Source organism: Mesorhizobium sp. M0317, assembly GCF_040321555.1.
GTDB lineage: Bacteria > Pseudomonadota > Alphaproteobacteria > Rhizobiales > Rhizobiaceae > Mesorhizobium.
Genome location: NZ_JAMYRV010000038.1, coordinates 1 through 15650 on the forward strand (window position 1 = coordinate 1; position 15650 = coordinate 15650).

General features: G+C 64.8%; 11 protein-coding genes. 1 reads left to right on the plus strand and 10 read right to left on the minus strand.

Going from position 1 to position 15650, the window contains the following annotated elements; translation table 11 throughout:
- Positions 1-187: 187 nt before the first annotated feature.
- From NKI88_RS23140 to NKI88_RS23160, 5 genes are all read right to left on the minus strand, one after another.
- Entirely contained in the window at positions 188-2635 is a 2448-nt protein-coding gene (locus NKI88_RS23140; RefSeq protein ID WP_352657472.1) for a GcvT family protein, read from the minus strand.
- Complete coding sequence (locus NKI88_RS23145; protein ID WP_023688085.1) at positions 2632-3813, minus strand: pyridoxal phosphate-dependent aminotransferase; 1182 nt, start codon at positions 3811-3813, stop codon at positions 2632-2634. The genes NKI88_RS23140 and NKI88_RS23145 overlap by 4 nt, the downstream gene beginning before the upstream one ends.
- Positions 3813-4712: a homocysteine S-methyltransferase family protein gene (locus NKI88_RS23150; protein ID WP_352657475.1), complete on the minus strand. Its 900-nt coding sequence runs from the start codon at positions 4710-4712 to the stop codon at positions 3813-3815. Before NKI88_RS23150 ends, NKI88_RS23145 begins: the two co-directional genes overlap by 1 nt.
- Positions 4709-7162 (minus strand): GcvT family protein, encoded by a 2454-nt coding sequence (locus tag NKI88_RS23155; RefSeq protein WP_352657478.1) that lies wholly within the window; start codon positions 7160-7162, stop codon positions 4709-4711. The genes NKI88_RS23150 and NKI88_RS23155 overlap by 4 nt, the downstream gene beginning before the upstream one ends.
- A 94-nt stretch (positions 7163-7256) precedes the next feature.
- Positions 7257-7799: a helix-turn-helix domain-containing protein gene (locus NKI88_RS23160; protein WP_023746844.1), complete on the minus strand. Its 543-nt coding sequence runs from the start codon at positions 7797-7799 to the stop codon at positions 7257-7259.
- A gap of 282 nt (positions 7800-8081) precedes the next feature.
- Between NKI88_RS23160 and NKI88_RS23165 the strand changes: the two genes are divergently transcribed.
- Positions 8082-8786: a nitroreductase gene (locus tag NKI88_RS23165; RefSeq protein WP_023746843.1), complete on the plus strand. Its 705-nt coding sequence runs from the start codon at positions 8082-8084 to the stop codon at positions 8784-8786.
- An 18-nt stretch (positions 8787-8804) separates the two neighbouring features.
- On the opposite strand, the gene NKI88_RS23170 is transcribed toward NKI88_RS23165, so the two are convergent.
- The 5 genes from NKI88_RS23170 to NKI88_RS23190 form a co-directional block, all read right to left on the minus strand.
- Entirely contained in the window at positions 8805-10247 is a 1443-nt protein-coding gene (locus NKI88_RS23170; RefSeq protein ID WP_352657481.1) for an MFS transporter, read from the minus strand.
- Positions 10248-10400: 153 nt separating this feature from the next.
- Positions 10401-11018 (minus strand): sarcosine oxidase subunit gamma family protein, encoded by a 618-nt coding sequence (soxG, locus tag NKI88_RS23175; RefSeq protein ID WP_352657484.1) that lies wholly within the window; start codon positions 11016-11018, stop codon positions 10401-10403.
- Entirely contained in the window at positions 11011-14022 is a 3012-nt protein-coding gene (locus NKI88_RS23180; RefSeq protein WP_352657487.1) for a sarcosine oxidase subunit alpha, read from the minus strand. The genes soxG and NKI88_RS23180 overlap by 8 nt, the downstream gene beginning before the upstream one ends.
- Entirely contained in the window at positions 14019-14315 is a 297-nt protein-coding gene (locus NKI88_RS23185; RefSeq protein ID WP_023670367.1) for a sarcosine oxidase subunit delta, read from the minus strand. Before NKI88_RS23185 ends, NKI88_RS23180 begins: the two co-directional genes overlap by 4 nt.
- Positions 14316-14326: 11 nt before the next feature.
- Positions 14327-15586, minus strand: coding sequence for a sarcosine oxidase subunit beta (locus tag NKI88_RS23190; RefSeq protein ID WP_352657490.1), 1260 nt, complete (start codon positions 15584-15586; stop codon positions 14327-14329).
- Positions 15587-15650 lie beyond the last annotated feature (64 nt).

The following is a 15650-nucleotide window of genomic DNA, read 5'->3' on the forward strand; positions in this document are numbered from 1 at the left end:
TTGCTGTTCCGTTTATACGCTCACTCAGCCACCCCGTGGGGGGGCGGGGCCCGCCTAATCCGCGTCTCCGGGGCGCGTCCCAGCGGGGGTGGGGGGTCTCGTAGGGCGCACCCCCACCCCGTCTCGCAATCGCCGCTTCGCTCCGACTGCGAGCCGACCCTCCCCACAAGGGGAGGGTAAAAAGGTGCTACATCCTCGTCCGTTCCGCCTTGGGATCGTACATCGGCTTCAGCGATGCTTCCGCCGCAAAACGCTCGCCGGCGATCTCGATCTCGTAGGACGAGGCCAGCACATCCGCCTCGCTCTCGCCCTGGCAGGGCACATAGCCCAGTCCGATCGCGCCGCCGAGATGGTGGCCGTAATTCCCCGATGTGATCGGGCCGACGATCTTGCCGTCGCGCAGGATCGCCTCGTTGTGGAAGAGCAGGGGTTCAGGGTCTTTCAAACGGAACTGCACCAGCCGGCGCGACAGGCCGGCTTCTTTTCTCTTCAGCACCGCATCGCGGCCGATGAACTCGCCCTTGGCGGTTTTGACCGCAAAGCCGAGGCCGGCCTCCAGCACATTGTCCTCGTCGGTGATGTCGTGGCCGAAATGCCGAAACGCCTTTTCGATGCGACAGGAATCGAGCGTATGCAGGCCGCAAAGTTTCGGGCCGACATCCGCCCCCACCTCATCGATCGCCTCGAAAACATGGGCAGCCTGGTCGGTAGAGACATAAAGCTCCCAGCCGAGTTCGCCGACATAGGTGACGCGGTGGGCGCGGGCGAGGCCCATGCCGATCTCGATCTCCTGGAAGGTGCCGAACGGATTGTTCTCGTTGGAGAAATCGTTAGGGCTGACTTTCTGGATCAGCTTTCGCGCATCCGGACCCATCAGGCAGAGCACGCTTTCTGCCGCCGTCACATCGGTGATGACAACGAATTCCTCGCCGACATGCCGCCGCAGCCAGGCGAGATCGCGTTGCAACGTCGCGCCCGGTACGACGAGGAAATAGGCCGTGTCCGACAGCCGCGACACGGTAAGATCGCTCTCGATGCCGCCGCGCTGGTTGAGCATCTGAGTGTAGACGATCTTGCCCGGCGCCACGTCCATGTCGTTGGCGCAGAGCCTTTGCAGGAACGCGCAGGCATCGCGGCCCTCGACACGGATCTTGCCGAACGAGGTCATGTCGAACAGGCCGACCTTGTTGCGGACCGCCAGGTGTTCCTCGCGCTGGTTGTCGAACCAGTTCTGCCGCTTCCAGGAATAGCGGTATTCGCGCTCTTGCCCTTCGCGGGCGAACCAGTTGGCGCGCTCCCAGCCGGCGACTTCGCCGAAGACCGCGCCGCGCGCCCTCAGGTGTTCATGCAGGGGCGATCGCCTGACATTCCTGGACGTTGCCATCTGCCGGTAGGGGAAATGGTCGGCATAGAGCAGGCCGAGCGTCTCGGAGACCCGCTCCTTGAGATAGCGGCGGTTCTTCTGGAATGGCTGGGCGCGGCGGATGTCGACTTCCCAGAGGTCGAAGGGCGCTTCGCCGTCATTGATCCACTGCGCCAGCACCATGCCGGCGCCGCCGGACGACGCGATGCCGATCGAGTTGTAGCCGGTCGCCATCCAGTAGCCCGACAGCTCCGGCGCTTCGCCGAGATAGTAGCGGTCGTCGGGGGTAAAGCTTTCGGGGCCGTTGAAGAAGGTGTGAATGCCGGCGGTTGCCAGCATCGGCATGCGGTTGACGCCCATCTCGAGGATCGGCTCGAAATGCTCCATGTCCTCCGGCAACTGGTCGAAGCAGAAATCCTCGCTTATGCCGTCCATGCCCCAGGGCTTGGCCACCGGCTCGAAGGCGCCAAGCATCATCTTGCCGGCGTCTTCCTTGTAGTAGGCGCACTCATCCGGCACGCGCAGCACCGGCAGCCGGCCAAGGCCGGGGATCGGCTCGGTGACGAGATAAAAATGCTCGCAGGCATGCAGCGGGATGGTGACGCCGTTCTGGGCGCCGAGTTCGCGCGCCCACATGCCGGCGCAGTTGACGACGATGTCGGCCTCGATCGTGCCCTGGTCGTCGCCTTGCGCCCACGACACGCCGGCGACGCGACCGGCCTTGGTGTGGACCTTGGTGACCTTCACATTCTCGACGACTGTGGCGCCGCGCTGGCGGGCGCCCTTGGCCAGCGCCATGGCGATGTTGGCCGGATCGCATTGGCCGTCGAGCGGCAGATGCACGGCGCCGACCACATCGGACACGTTGAGATGCGGGTACATCTCCTTGACTTCACCAGGCGAAATCTCGCGCACATCGACATCGAAGGCGCGGGCGAGCGAGGCCTGACGGTAAATCTCGTGCTTGCGCTCCTCGGTCAGCGCCACGGTGATCGAGCCGACCTGGCGCATGCCGGTGCCGACTTCGGTCTCGGCCTCCAGCTTGACGTAGAGGTCGGCCGAATATTTCGCCAGCCGCGTCATGTTCTGCGAGCCGCGCAGCTGGCCGATCAGGCCGGCGGCGTGCCAGGTCGTTCCCGAGGTCAGCTGCTTGCGTTCCAGCAGCACGATGTCGGTCCAGCCGAGCTTGGCCAGGTGGTAGGCGACCGAACAGCCGGAGACACCGCCGCCGATAATAACCGCGCGGGCCTTGATGGGAATGCTTCTGGTCATGCGGCCTCCCGGCGATAGCCGGATGCGAAGCGGCGCAGGCGTTTTGCGGCTTCCTGAAGCACCGGTTCCGGTTGGCAGAGGCTGATGCGGATGTGGCCGGCAGCGGCCTTGCCGAAGCTGGAACCCGGCATGACGCCGACACTCTCCTGGTCGAGAAAGGCCCAGGCGAATTTCTCGTCGTCGGGCTCGACGGCGGAGATGTCGAGCATGACATACATGCCGCCCTCGGAGCCGTGCACGCTGACATTGTTCATGCCGCGCACGGCGTCGAGCAGGACGGTGCGGCGCGCCGCATAGCGTTCGGCGATCTCCTTGACGCCAAAGCAGTTCTCCAGCGCCTCGGCGCAGGCGATCGAGATGAAGGCCGGCAGGCCGTAGGTCGTCACCAGATTGAGATTGGTCAACAGCGTGATCATCTGCGTCGGGCCGGTCAGCCAGCCCATGCGCCAGCCGGTCATGCCGTGGCTCTTGGACATCGAATTGATGACCAGCGTGCGCTCGGCCATGCCGGGCAGGCCGCGCGGCGAGATGTGCTCGCCGCCGCCGAGCGTCCAGTAGACCTCGTCCGACAGCAGCCAGAGATCGTGCTCGCGGCAGATCTCGGCCAGCTCTTCCAGACGCTCACGCGAATAGACGGCGCCGGTCGGGTTGTTCGGCGTGTTGATCAAAATGGCGCGCGTGTTGGGCTTGAGCGCCGCGCGGATCATCTCGGCGTGCGGCTGGAAACCGTCCTCGGCCGGCGTCTCGACGACGGTGAAGCTGGCGCCGGCGGCGCTGAACGTGTTGGGATAAGTCGCGTAGTAGGGCGCCACCACGATAGCGTGGTCGCCCTGGTCGAGAACGGCCTGCACGGCCGCGTAAAGGGCAGCCTGGCCGCCCGGCGTGGCGATGACTTGGTCAGGTGCCGTCTCGACCCCGGTGCAAGCGGTCGAGGCCGCCGCCATCGCCCTGCGCAGGCGCGGAACGCCGGGAAGCGGGGTGTAGTGGTGGTTGCTGCCGCGAACCGCCGTCACGCAGGCTTCGATCGTCTGGCTCGGCGTATCGAAATCATGGTCGCCGACCGACAGCATGATGATGTCCTGGCCGGCCTCCTTGCGGGCCCATGCCTCGGTGTGGACCTCCCAGCCATCCTTGCCCGAAGGCACGATGCCGGAAATGCGCGATGAGGGTCTGGGCATCAGGATACTCCCGAGATTTCGTGGCCGGCCTGTTCGAGCTGATCGCGCAACGCGGCGATGTGGGCAGGGCCGACTTCGCAGCAGCCGCCGACGATGGTGGCGCCAGCGGCGACCCAGCCGAGCGCCTGGTCGGCATAGGCATCCGGATCAAGGTCGTGGCGTGCGTGCAGCACTTCGACCGTTCCGCCATGCTTGAGCGCTTCGACAGAGGTGAAGCCATTGGCATAGGCGCCGACCGGGCCGCCGAGAGCAATCAATTCGGGCAGTGCCGCGGCGATCGCTTCTGGCCGGCAGCAATTCACCAGGCGCGCTGCAACCGTCAGGCCGTCGAGGGCGTCCGCCGCTGCCGCTATTGTTTCGCCGCTGCGCAGCCGCGGCGCGCCGTGATCGGCGAGCGTCCAAGACACCCAGACAGGTTTGCCGCTTTCCGACGCAGCGGTAACGGCCGCACGGCCTTCGTCGGCTGAGGCCATGGTCTCGCACAGGAACAGGTCGACGCCGTCGGTCTGCTCGGCGACGATGCGGCGATAGATGTCCAGCGTCTCCTCGAACGATATGGTCAGCGACGGCGCATAGCTGCCGAACAGCGGTGACAGGCAGCCGGCGATCGCTGCATCGCCTGCCTCCTCGCGTGCCTGTCTTGCCAATTCGATGCCGCGCTTCTGCAAGGGCCTGAAGAGGTCTTCTGCTCCTTCCCGCGCGAGCCGCTCCGGCGTCGCCGAATAGGTGTTGATGGTGATGACGCGAGCGCCGGCCCGGATGAATTCGGCATGCAGGCCACGCACCAGATCCGGCTCGTCGATCAGCACCCTGGCCGACCAGAGCGGCGTCGGCTCGGAGCTGCTGCGGCGGACCAGTTCCTGGCCCATGCCGCCATCGGTGAGAATGACTTTCTTCATGCTCTCAATCTTTCGTTTTTCGGATCCCACAGCGGCTCGTCTTTCTGCACGACCGCCCGAAAGCGATCGCCGAAGATTTCGATCTCGATCGCGGTATCGGGTTCAGCCAGGTCGGCGCGCAGCATGCCGAGCGCGATCGATTTGTCGATGCGATGCCCCCAGCCGCCGGACGTCGTCTCGCCGACGATCTTGCCGTCATGCCAGAGCGTCGACACCGACGGCGCGTCGCAATCGCCGGGGTTTTCGACCACCAGCGTGACGAAGCGCTTCTTTACGCCTTGCTGCTTTTCGTTCTGCAGGGCTGCCTTGCCGCGGAAGTCGGGCTTGTCCCATTTTACGAAGCGCTCGAGCCCGCCCTGCAGGACCGTATAGTCGGTCGACAGGTCGCCCTTCCAGGTCCGGTAGCCCTTTTCGAGGCGCAGCGAATCCAGCGCATACATGCCGAACGGTTTCAGACCGTGTTTTTGTCCCGCCGTCCAGACGGCGTCGAAGATGGCGGCGGTGTCTCCCACCTTGGTGTGGATTTCCCAGCCGAGTTCGCCGGCGAAGGATACCCGCACCAGCTTCGCCCAGCGGCCGGCGATGGTGGTTTCCTGATGCGTCAGCCAGGGCAGCGAGAGATCCGCGCCACAGACCTCGGCCAGGATCTTGCGCGAATTGGGGCCGGCGAGGATTTGCGTCGAATAGTCTTCGGTCCTGTCGGTGAGGGTGAAAGCTGCGTCCTTCGGCAGGCGCGACTTCAGCCATTCGAAATCGTGCCACTGCGCTACCGCCGCGGTGATCAGAGTCATCTGCTCTTCGCCATGGCGCACCACCGACATCTCGGTGACGATGCGGCCCTTGTCGTCGGCGAAATAGGCGAGACCGATGCGGCCCGGCTTGGGCACCAGGCCGGTGACCTGCAGCGCCAGCCATTCGGCTGCGCCAGGACCTTCGAGGTTGAAGCGCGAGAAGCCGGGCAGGTCCAGAATGCCGGCGGCGTCGCGCACCGCCAGGCATTCTTCGCGCACGCGGTGCTGCCACGGCCCGTCGCGGCGGAAGGTGAGTGTTGCTTCTTCCGACGTGTCGTCACCGGGTTGCGCATACCAGGTGGCACGCTCCCAGCCATTATAGGCGTCGAACTGGGCGCCGAGGGCCTTGATGCGATCGTGGATCGGCGACAGCTTGCGGTCGCGCCCGGCCGGCCAGGCATGCCGCGGAAACTGGATGGCGTATTCGTTGCCGTAGATCTCCATGCCCTTGGCAACGCTATAGTCGGGGGCGGCCGCAAAGCTGGTGAAGCGGCGCGGATCGCAGGACCACATGTCCCATTCGGTCTGCCCCTGCGTCACCCATTCGGCCAGCACCTTGCCGGCGCCGCCGCCCTGGGCGATGCCGAAGGTGAAGACACAGGCCTCGAACGCGTTGGGAACACCGGGCATCGGACCGATCAGCGGATTGCCGTCCGGCGCGTAAGGGATCGGCCCGTTGATCACCTTGGACAGGCCGGCAGTGCCGAGAATCGGCACGCGGGCGACGGCATCGGCAAGGTAGTGCTCGAGACGGTCGAGATCGTCGGGGAAGAGCTGGAAGGAAAAATCCTCCGGCATCGGGTCGTTGTGGGTTGCCCAATGCGCGCGGCAATTGCGCTCATAGGGGCCGAGATTCATGCCGTTCTTTTCCTGGCGCAGATAGTAGGAGGTGTCGACGTCGCGCAGCAGCGGCAGCTTGTTGCCCTGCTCCTTCGACCACGCCACCAGTTCGGGGATTTCCTCGAACAAGATGTACTGATGGCTCATCACCATCATCGGGACGTCGCGGCCGAACATTTTGCCGACTTCCGCGGCTCGGTAGCCGGCGGCGTTGACGACGATCTCGCAACGGATCTCGCCTTGCGGCGTCTCGACAACCCATTCGTCGTTCTCGCGGCGCACACCTGACACCGGACAGAAGCGGACGATCCTGGCGCCCATGTCGCGTGCGCCCTTGGCCAGCGCCTGCGTCAGCTGCGCCGGATCGATGTCGCCGTCGTTCGGATCGTAGAGCGCGCCCTTCAATTCATGCGTCTCGATGAAGGGATAGCGGCGCTTGATCTCGTCGGGGCCGACGATGTCGATGTCCATGCCCTGGTAGCGGCCCATGCCCTTGGCGCGCTGGAACTCCTGCATGCGCTCCTTGGTGTGGGCGAGCCGCAGCGAGCCGGTAACGTGGTAGTTCATGGGATAGTCGACGGCATCAGCCAAGCCGCGATAGACCTCGGTCGAATAGCGCTGCATGTTCATCAGCGACCAGGACGACGAGAAGGTCGGCACATTACCGGCGGCATGCCAGGTCGAGCCCGATGTCAGCTCGTTCTTTTCAAGCAGCACGCAGTCGGTCCAGCCCGCCTTGCACAGATGGTAGAGCGAGGAGGCGCCGACGATACCGCCCCCGATGATTACCACGCGCGCCGTGGTCGGCAAACCGGCCATATTCTTCTCCCAAACCTGAAGCGCGCTGCGCTTCTATCTTTTTGCTTGATGCATGTCGTTTCCCAAACCGCTGCACACTTTGGGCGACATGCATTCAATAAACAGGCGGTGAAACCACCCAGATGACCACGGCCGGCTCGCTGCCGGGATTGCGCCAGCGGTACGGCTTGCGCTCGAAGCGGAAGGAATCGCCTTCGCCGAGCCGGTGCCAGACGCCGGCTATCTCGATCTCGAAAATGCCAGAGGCGATGTAGCCGGCTTCCTCGGTCGGCCGCAGCTGCTCGCTCTTCATCTCGGCGCCCGGCGCGAAGATCGAACGCACCATCTCGAAACTTCCGCCGAGATCGGGCGACAGAAGCTCCTCCACCAGGCCGGATTCGCTTGTGCCAAGCGTGCGCCGGCTGCCGGCGCGCACGACAACGCCGCGCTCCTTCTCGATCGGCACGTCGTGGCTGAAGAACAGGCTGAGCGGCACGCCGAACAGGTCTGCGAAGGCCCTGAGGTCGCCGAGCGAAGGAATCGACAGGCCGCGCTCGACCTGGCTGACCCAGCCGACAGAGCGGCCAAGCTTCAGCGCGATCTCAGCCAGCGTCAGCCCACGCGCCTTGCGCAGCGCACGGATGTCGCTTGCCAACAGGCGCTCGTCAGGTCCCTGCAATGTTTTGGGGATAGCTGGGGGCAAAATGCTCACTTGATGAAAAACTAGAAATGAATTTCATGAGAGCTCATGTCCGTGAAAAAATCAAGCGAATTTTCATGGGCACACAAGATTTGCTTGCGCGATTTTGGAGGTTCATGCAAAGGCTCTGGCACGAGCGGCGGGTGTGGGAATGCGGGTCGGCGACCAAGGATTGAAATCTGCGCAAGGTCTTCTCCGATAGCCGGTTCGGCTTTCGAACTGTGCGCAAAGGGACGGCCCATGCTGGAAAAAAATGGCCTGGCAGCGCAAAACGCGGCTGTTGTCGACGAGGCGATCATCTCGCGCCGTTCAGTGCGCGCTTTCCTGCCCGACATGGTCGATGACGAGACGATCCGAGCCATTCTTGGCGTCGCCGCGCGCGCGCCTTCGGGCACCAATATGCAGCCTTGGCGGGTCTATGTCGTCAAGGGCGAGGTCAAGCAGCAGATCACCGATGCCATCCTGAATTCCGGTATCCGCGCCGAAAAGGCCGATTGGGACGAGTATCGCTATTACCCCACCCAGTTCTTCGAGCCGTATCTCACCCGCCGCCGCGCCAACGGTTTCGGGCTCTATGGGGCACTCGGCATCGGCCGCCGCGAGGTCGACAAGATGCGCGCCCAGCACGACCGCAACTTCGTCTTCTTCGACGCGCCGGTCGGCATGATCTTCACCATAGACCGGCGGCTGAACCAAGGCTCGTGGATCGACTACGGAATGTTCCTGCAGAACATCATGGTGGCGGCGCGAGGCAGGGGCCTGCACACCTGCCCGCAGGCCGCCTTCGCGCCCTATCACCGGCAGATCCGGCCGGTGCTCAACATTCCCGACGAGGAGATCGTCGTCTGCGGCATGGCGCTAGGCCTCGAGGACACCTCCAAGCCCGAAAACGACTTCCGCACCGACCGCGTGCCGCTGGAAGAGTGGGTGACGTTCAGCGAATAGGGCTCGGCTAACGGCGCCCTATTTCACGTTCATCTGCGCGCCATGGCCGCTGACATGGGCGCCGTCCTGCGGTGTCAGTCTGAGATAGGCGATCAGCGCGCACAACGTGATGACGCCCTCGACCACGAACAGGATGCGGAAATCGTTGGTCACCGCCGGCCTGCCGCCAGCCAGGAACGACAACAGCGCCGCCGCCAGGCCGACGCTGATCGCTACCCCCAACTGCCACAGTATGTAGTAGAGCGCGCTGAAGCGGGCGAGCTGGTCGGGCGCGATGTCGGAATAGGCGAGGTTGCCGGTCGAAGCCCACTGCGCCGAGCGCAGAACGCCGAAGGCAAAGATATAGACGAGCACGATCCAGACCGGCGTTGTCGCCTCAATCAAGGCGAAGCCCGCTACCATGGCAGCAACGATCGGCGTGTTGACGACCAGCACGCGGCGAAAGCCGAAACGGTTGAGCAGGCGCGGCATGAAGACACGCATGATCAGCGAGCCGATTGCGGCGACGAAAGTCAGCGATCCCGCCTGCACCGCGCTCATGCCGAAGCCGAGCTGGAACATCAGCGGCAAAAGGAAAACGACCGAGCTCAGGCCGATCGTGTCCAGCCCACCACCGGTGAGGAATGAGATGCGAAAGGTGCGGATGCGCAGGAGCTTCAGGTCAAGCAAGGGGTTGCGGGCGCGCAGGCAGTAGAAGGAAGCAAGCGTCAGGATGACGATCGCCAGCGTCAGCTCGGCCGCGATCATGCTGCCGGCGGCGTCTTTGGCCGCAAGCGAATCCATGCCGAAGACCAGCAGGACCATGCCGCTGCCGACCAGCAGGAAGCCCGGGAAATCCAACGGCGTGCGCACCGGCTTGGTGGCCGTCGGAAACAGCGAGGCGGCAAGAACGGCCGCCGCCAGCGCGAACGGCACGTTGATGAAGAAGATCCAGCGCCATGAAATGTAAGTCGTCAGCGCACCGCCGACGAGCGGGCCGACCAATGGGCCGGACTGGCCGGCCAGCGAAATATACATGTTGATCTTCAGCGTGCGGCTGCGCGGGAAGGTCGACAGGATGACGACCTGGCCGAGCGTCCCCATCAAGGCGCCGCCGAAGCCTTGCAGCGCGCGGGCGCCGACCAGCGTCCAGATGTCGTTGGACAATCCGCACAGCGCCGATGACGCGGCGAACACCAGCAAGGCGAAGCAGTAAACGTTGCGCAAGCCGAAGCGGTCGGCCGCCCAGCCGCCGAGCGGCATCGAGATGATCAAGCTGGCGACATAGACGGTGATCAACAGACCGAGCTGGCTCGGCGGCCGGCCGAGGCTGTCGCTGATGCCGGGCAGGGCGGTGACCACGACATTCTGGTCGAGGCTGGTCATGAACACGCCGCAGGCGACCGTGAGCGGCAGCAGGAGCAAGGCTCTGGCCGACACATCGGCGCGATCCGTGGCGCCGGCGGATAGATCTGCGGTCATGGGGATGTTCGAACCAAACGACGATGCCGACTCTGAGACGGGATCTTTTTAATCCCCTGGGCCGGTTGGGCCACGTTCCCCACCATGGGCTTCCATTGGAGCATTCTCTAGCGGCAGAACCGGCTGGCCTTGAGGCCAGAACGGCTGTCGGCCCTACTGAACCTCGTAGCCGACCTCCTCGCTGGCAAGGCAGAGCGCCTTCCAGAACGAGCGGGCGAAGGAGCGGAAGACATAGATGTCGAACTGGTCGGCGCCGGTGCGCTGGATCTGCGCAAAGACGTCGTGATGGGTGGTCGAACGGCCGGAGCCTATGGGGAAGGCGGGCAGCGCAAAGTCGATGGCGAAGAATTTCGCCAGCACCCATTCGGCCTTAGGGCCGGCGATGCGGATTGCGGTGCGACCATGCGACAGGTCGGTGATCGTGCCGATTGCCGGGGTTACATCCCCGGCAAAACGCGCCGCCAGGCCCTCGGCATCGTCGACGACCGTGAATTTTCCAGGCGCGAAACCGAACACGGCTTTGCCGAACTTGGCGAGACCGCCGCCGGCACCGTCGGGCAAAGCGAGCCCGGTGACCTTGTCGATCGCCTCGATCAGCTGCTTTTCCGCGCCCGGCCATGCGGCCAGTTGCAGGATCGAGCCTGGCCTGATTTCGGTCAGGATGACATCGACGCCATGCTCGAAATTGCCGTGCGAACCCGGATGGAACACCGGCTCGAGCGGCGAAAGGCGCTCGGGTGATTGGCGTTCGGGTGATTGGCGCTCAGCCATGCATGCGGCTCCCGTCCGGGTCGTAGAAATGGTTGGAGACGATTTCGACCGGCCCGAACCGCTTGCGCAGCGGATCGGAGACGAATGCCCGGGTGCCATGGCGCGCCTTGCCGCCCTCGACCAGGGCCAGCGCGATGTGCTTGCCCAGCGCCGGCGAATAGCAGCAGGCGGTGATGTGGCCGATGGAATCGTGCGGATTGGCTTCGTCCAGTTGCTCGACGAGGTGGGCGCCGCCATTGAACGGCCGGTTGTCGAGCGAGACCAGGCCGACCAGCTGCAGCCGCTCGGGCGCGATCAGGCCTTCGCGGTCCATCATCGCCGAGCCGATGAACGGCTTCTTCTTCGACAGCATCCAGTCGAGATGCAGGTCGCGCGCCGTGGTGCGCCCGTCGATCTCCGCGCCGGTGACATGGCCCTTTTCGATGCGCATCGTGCCCAACGCCTCCAGCCCGTAGGTGACCAGGCCGAACGGCTTGCCGGCTTCGACAAGGGCTTGCCAGACATGGGTGCCGTAGCCGGCGCCGCAATAGACCTCGAAGGCCATCTCGCCGGAGAAGGACAGCCGGCAAATCATCACCGGCACGCCTGATATCTCACCGCGCACGATGCCCATGAAGGGCAGGGCTGTGTTGTCGACGGCGGTGCCCGTGACACAGGCGGCGAGGATGGCCCGCGCCTTCGGCCCGCCGATGGCCGCGCCCGCCCATTCGTCGGTTACCGAGGTGACATGCACTTTGAGTTCCGGCCAGATGACGTCGAGGAAATATTCCAGATGCTGCATCACCTTGCCGGCATTGGCCGTGGTGGTGGTCATCAGGAAGTCCCGTTCGCCGAGCCGCCATGTGGTGCCGTCGTCGAAGGCCAGCCCATCCTCGCGCAGCATCAGCCCGTAACGGGCCTTGCCGACGGGGAGGGTAGAAAACATGTTGGTGTAGACGCGGTCGAGGAATTCGCCCGCATCCGGTCCCTGAACGGCGATCTTGCCCAGCGTCGAGACGTCGACGATGCCGGCGCTTTCGCGCGTCGCCCTGGCTTCACGGACATAGGCCTGCTCGACCGTCTCGCCGGCAAGGCCGTAGATCATCGGCCGGAACCAAAGGCCGGCCGAATACATCGTCGCGCCATTGACGAGGTGCCAATCATGCATCGGCGTCAGGCGCTCGGGTTTCAGATCGCCGAAGCGTTCGGCGGCAAGCGAGCCGATCGACACCGCGGAATAGGGCGGGCGGAAGCGCGTCGTTCCGACTTCGGGGATCGGTTTGCCCAACGCCTCGGCCATGATGGCGAGGCCCGGAACGTTGGAGTTCTTGCCCTGGTCGGTCGCCATGCCGAGCGTGGTGTAGCGCTTCAGATGCTCGACGGAGACAAAACCTTCGCGATGCGCCAGCCGCACGTCTTCGGCAGTCACGTCATGCTGGAAGTCGACGAAGCTTTTTCCCTTGGCTTTGATCTCGAACACCGGCGCCGGATCGGGGTTTCCCGGGGCTGCTTCGACATCCGGCAAAGCTGCCGGCGCAGCCGCTCCGCCCGCTGCGGAAAGGCCGGCTGCGCGGCCCTCGGTGATCGCTTCGATGGTCGAGAAGATTCCGTTGAAAGCACCCGCACCAATCCATTGCTGATTTGGCCAGCGCTGTTGCGTTTGCTTTGGCGGCAGGAAGGCTTGGCGGGCAGGGTTCCACTCGGCTCTCGCGCCAGCCTGGCTGGCGAGATGGATGGTCGGCGACCAGCCGCCCGACATCAGCAGGCTATCGGCGTGGATGCTGCGGGCGTCACCGCTGAGCGCGCCCGAGTTCATGTCGAAGCGCTGCACCTTGAGGCCGGAGAGCGCCTTGCCGCCTTCGGTGGCGACTACGGCATGGCCGGAGAGGATTTCGGCTTCGGCCTCGGTGGCGAGGCTGCGCATTTCGGCCGAAAGCTCGGGGCGCACATCGACGATGGCGACAATAGCTGCCCCGGCCTTCCTCAGCGCCAGAGCCGAGCGATAGGCGCTGTCATTGTTGGTGAACAGCGCGATCCTGTCGCCGGGCAGCACGCCATAATCGTTAGCATAGCGCTCGGCGGCATGCGCCAGCATGACGCCCGGCCGGTCATTGCCGGGGAACACAAGCGGCCGCTCGAAAGAGCCGGTGGCCAGCACCACCGTCTTGGCGCGGATCGCCCAGTAGCGATGGCGCGGCTCGCCCTTGCCGGGCGTTTCCTTGTGGTCGGTGACGCGCTCGAGCGCGGCCAGCGTGTTGCCGTCATAATAGCCCCACACCGTGGTGCGCGGCAGCAGGCGGACCGTGTCATGGCCTTCGAGCTGGCTGACGGCGCGCGCCGCCCAGTCGGCGGCCGGCGCGCCGTCGATGGCCTCGCCGGACCAGTTGGCGGAGCCGCCGAAACGCGGCTCGAGTTCGGCCAGGATGACGCGCGCGCCCTGGTCGGCAGCGGCCTTGGCGGCTGACAGGCCGGCCGGGCCGGAGCCGACCACCAGCACGTCGCAAAACGCGTTCATGCGCTCGTAGCGCGAGGTGTCGGCGGCAATACCGGCGCGGCCCAGGCCGGCGGCGCGGCGGATGAAATGCTCGCAGAACATCCAGAAGCGGGTGCCTTTCAAGGGGCCGAAGACAGGGCCCATGAAGGTCTTGTAGTAGAAGCCGGCGGCCAGGATCTTGCCGCCGAGCTGGTTGACGGCGTTGATGTCCCAGGCGAGCGAGGGAAAGCGGTTCTGGCTGACGGCCACCAGCCCGTCATAGATCTCGACCATGGTTGCGGCGATGTTGGGCTCGCGCACTTCGCCGCGCAGCACCGTCACCAGCGCGTTCGGTTCCTCGACGCCGGCCGAGAGCAGGCCGCGCGGGCGGTGGTATTTGAACGAGCGGCCGAAAAGCGTGACGCCGTTGGCAAGCAGCGCCGAGGCCAGCGTGTCGCCGCCATGGCCGGTGTAGGGTGTGCCGTCGAAGGTGAAGCGGATGGTGCGCATGCGGTCGACGCGGCCGCCGGTCTCGGTGCGGCGCGGGCTCACGACTTGCCTCCGGCCTTGTGCCGGGCGGCGGCATTGTGGTCGCCGCGGGCGAAACCGGTGCTGGAAATCTCATGTGTGACCGTGTTGCGCACCATCCTCAGATGGGTGCGGCAGCCGCCGGAATGCTGCCAGATCTCATTGTGGTCGCCGGCCGGGTTCAGCCGATCGTAGACATAGGCGTTCCAGGCGTCGAGGTCCTGCGAGTTGGGCTGCGGGCGCTCGCGGTTGCCGTCGCCCTGATAGGTGAACTCGATGACGTCGCGCGGGCCGCAATAGGGACAAGTGATAAGCATTTGTTTGAACCCTAATGCAGCCGGGGCGTTGCGCCCTGGCCCTTGTCGTCGATCACCAGGCCGCGATAAAAACGGTCGAGCGTGAACGGCGCGTTGAACGCGTGCGGTTCGTCCTTGGCGATGGTGTATGCGAAGCACCAGCCCGAGGCCGGCGTGGCCTTGAAGCCCCCATAGCACCAGCCGCAGTTGAGATACATGCCGGGCAGCGGGCCGGTGGTGATGATCGGCGAACCGTCCATCGACATGTCGCAGACGCCGCCCCAGGAGCGCAGCATGCGTACACGCGCAAGGCCGGGAAACAGCGCCAGCATCTCGCTCATGACCTCGTCGACGATGGGCAGATTACCGCGCTGGGCGTAGCTGTTGTAGCCGTCGATATCGCCGCCATAGACAAGGCCGCCCTTGTCGGACTGCGACATGTAGAAATGACCCATGCCGAAGGTAAGCACCGTGTCGATGAAGGGTTTCAGCGATTCGGTGACGAAGGCCTGCAGTACATGGCTCTCGATCGGCATCCTGTCGATGCCGGCAAGCTGCATCACCCGTCCGGTGCTGCCGGCAACGGCCACGGCGACCTTCTTGGCGCGGATCTCTCCGCGCGTCGTCTGCACGCCGGTGATGCGGTCGCCGTCGCGCAGGAAGCCGGTGACCTCGCAATTCTCGACGATGTCGACGCCGCGTCGGTCGGCGCCGCGGGCATAGCCCCAGGCAACCGCATCGTGACGGGCGGTGCCGGCGCGCGGCTGCATCAGGCCGCCGACGATGGGAAAGCGCGCGGAGGCCGACATGTCCAGCGCCGGGACCAGGCGCGCGATCTCGGCGGTGCTCATCAGCTCGGCATCGACGCCGAGATGGCGCATGGCGTTGCCGCGCCTTGCCAAGTCGTCGAACTGGCCCGGCGTGTGAGCCAGATTCAGGCAGCCGCGCTGCGAGAACATGACGTTGTAGTTGAGGTCGTGCGAAAGGTTCTCCCACATCTTCATCGAATGTTCGTAGAAGCGGGTGTTGGACGGCAAAAGGTAGTTGGAGCGCACCGCCGTGGTGTTACGGCCGACATTGCCGGAACCCAGCCAGCCCTTTTCCAGCACCGCGACATTGGTGATGCCGTGCTCCTTGGCCAGATAGTAGGCCGTCGACAGGCCGTGGCCGCCGCCACCGATGATGATGACGTCATAGGAAGCCTTAGGGTCGGGCTTGCGCCAGGCCGGCTTCCAGTCCTTGTTTCCCTTGAGCGCGTTCGCGAGAAGCGAAAGGGCTGAATATTCCGCCATTCTTCATGTCATCCCTAGAGCATGATGCCGAAAAGTGTGAAGCGGTTTTCGAACGACATCATGC

What these genes read in the sequence shown, in the direction of transcription:
- soxG (WP_352657484.1), bottom strand. Translation starts at nt 11,018, where the DNA reads ATGGCTGAGCGCCAATCACCCGAACGCCAATCACCCGAGCGCCTTTCG.
- NKI88_RS23145 (WP_023688085.1), bottom strand. Translation starts at nt 3,813, where the DNA reads ATGCCCAGACCCTCATCGCGCATTTCCGGCATCGTGCCTTCGGGCAAG.
- NKI88_RS23165 (WP_023746843.1), top strand. Translation starts at nt 8,082, where the DNA reads ATGCTGGAAAAAAATGGCCTGGCAGCGCAAAACGCGGCTGTTGTCGAC.
- NKI88_RS23150 (WP_352657475.1), bottom strand. Translation starts at nt 4,712, where the DNA reads ATGAAGAAAGTCATTCTCACCGATGGCGGCATGGGCCAGGAACTGGTC.
- NKI88_RS23170 (WP_352657481.1), bottom strand. Translation starts at nt 10,247, where the DNA reads ATGACCGCAGATCTATCCGCCGGCGCCACGGATCGCGCCGATGTGTCG.
- NKI88_RS23140 (WP_352657472.1), bottom strand. Translation starts at nt 2,635, where the DNA reads ATGACCAGAAGCATTCCCATCAAGGCCCGCGCGGTTATTATCGGCGGC.
- NKI88_RS23190 (WP_352657490.1), bottom strand. Translation starts at nt 15,586, where the DNA reads ATGGCGGAATATTCAGCCCTTTCGCTTCTCGCGAACGCGCTCAAGGGA.
- NKI88_RS23185 (WP_023670367.1), bottom strand. Translation starts at nt 14,315, where the DNA reads ATGCTTATCACTTGTCCCTATTGCGGCCCGCGCGACGTCATCGAGTTC.
- NKI88_RS23155 (WP_352657478.1), bottom strand. Translation starts at nt 7,162, where the DNA reads ATGGCCGGTTTGCCGACCACGGCGCGCGTGGTAATCATCGGGGGCGGT.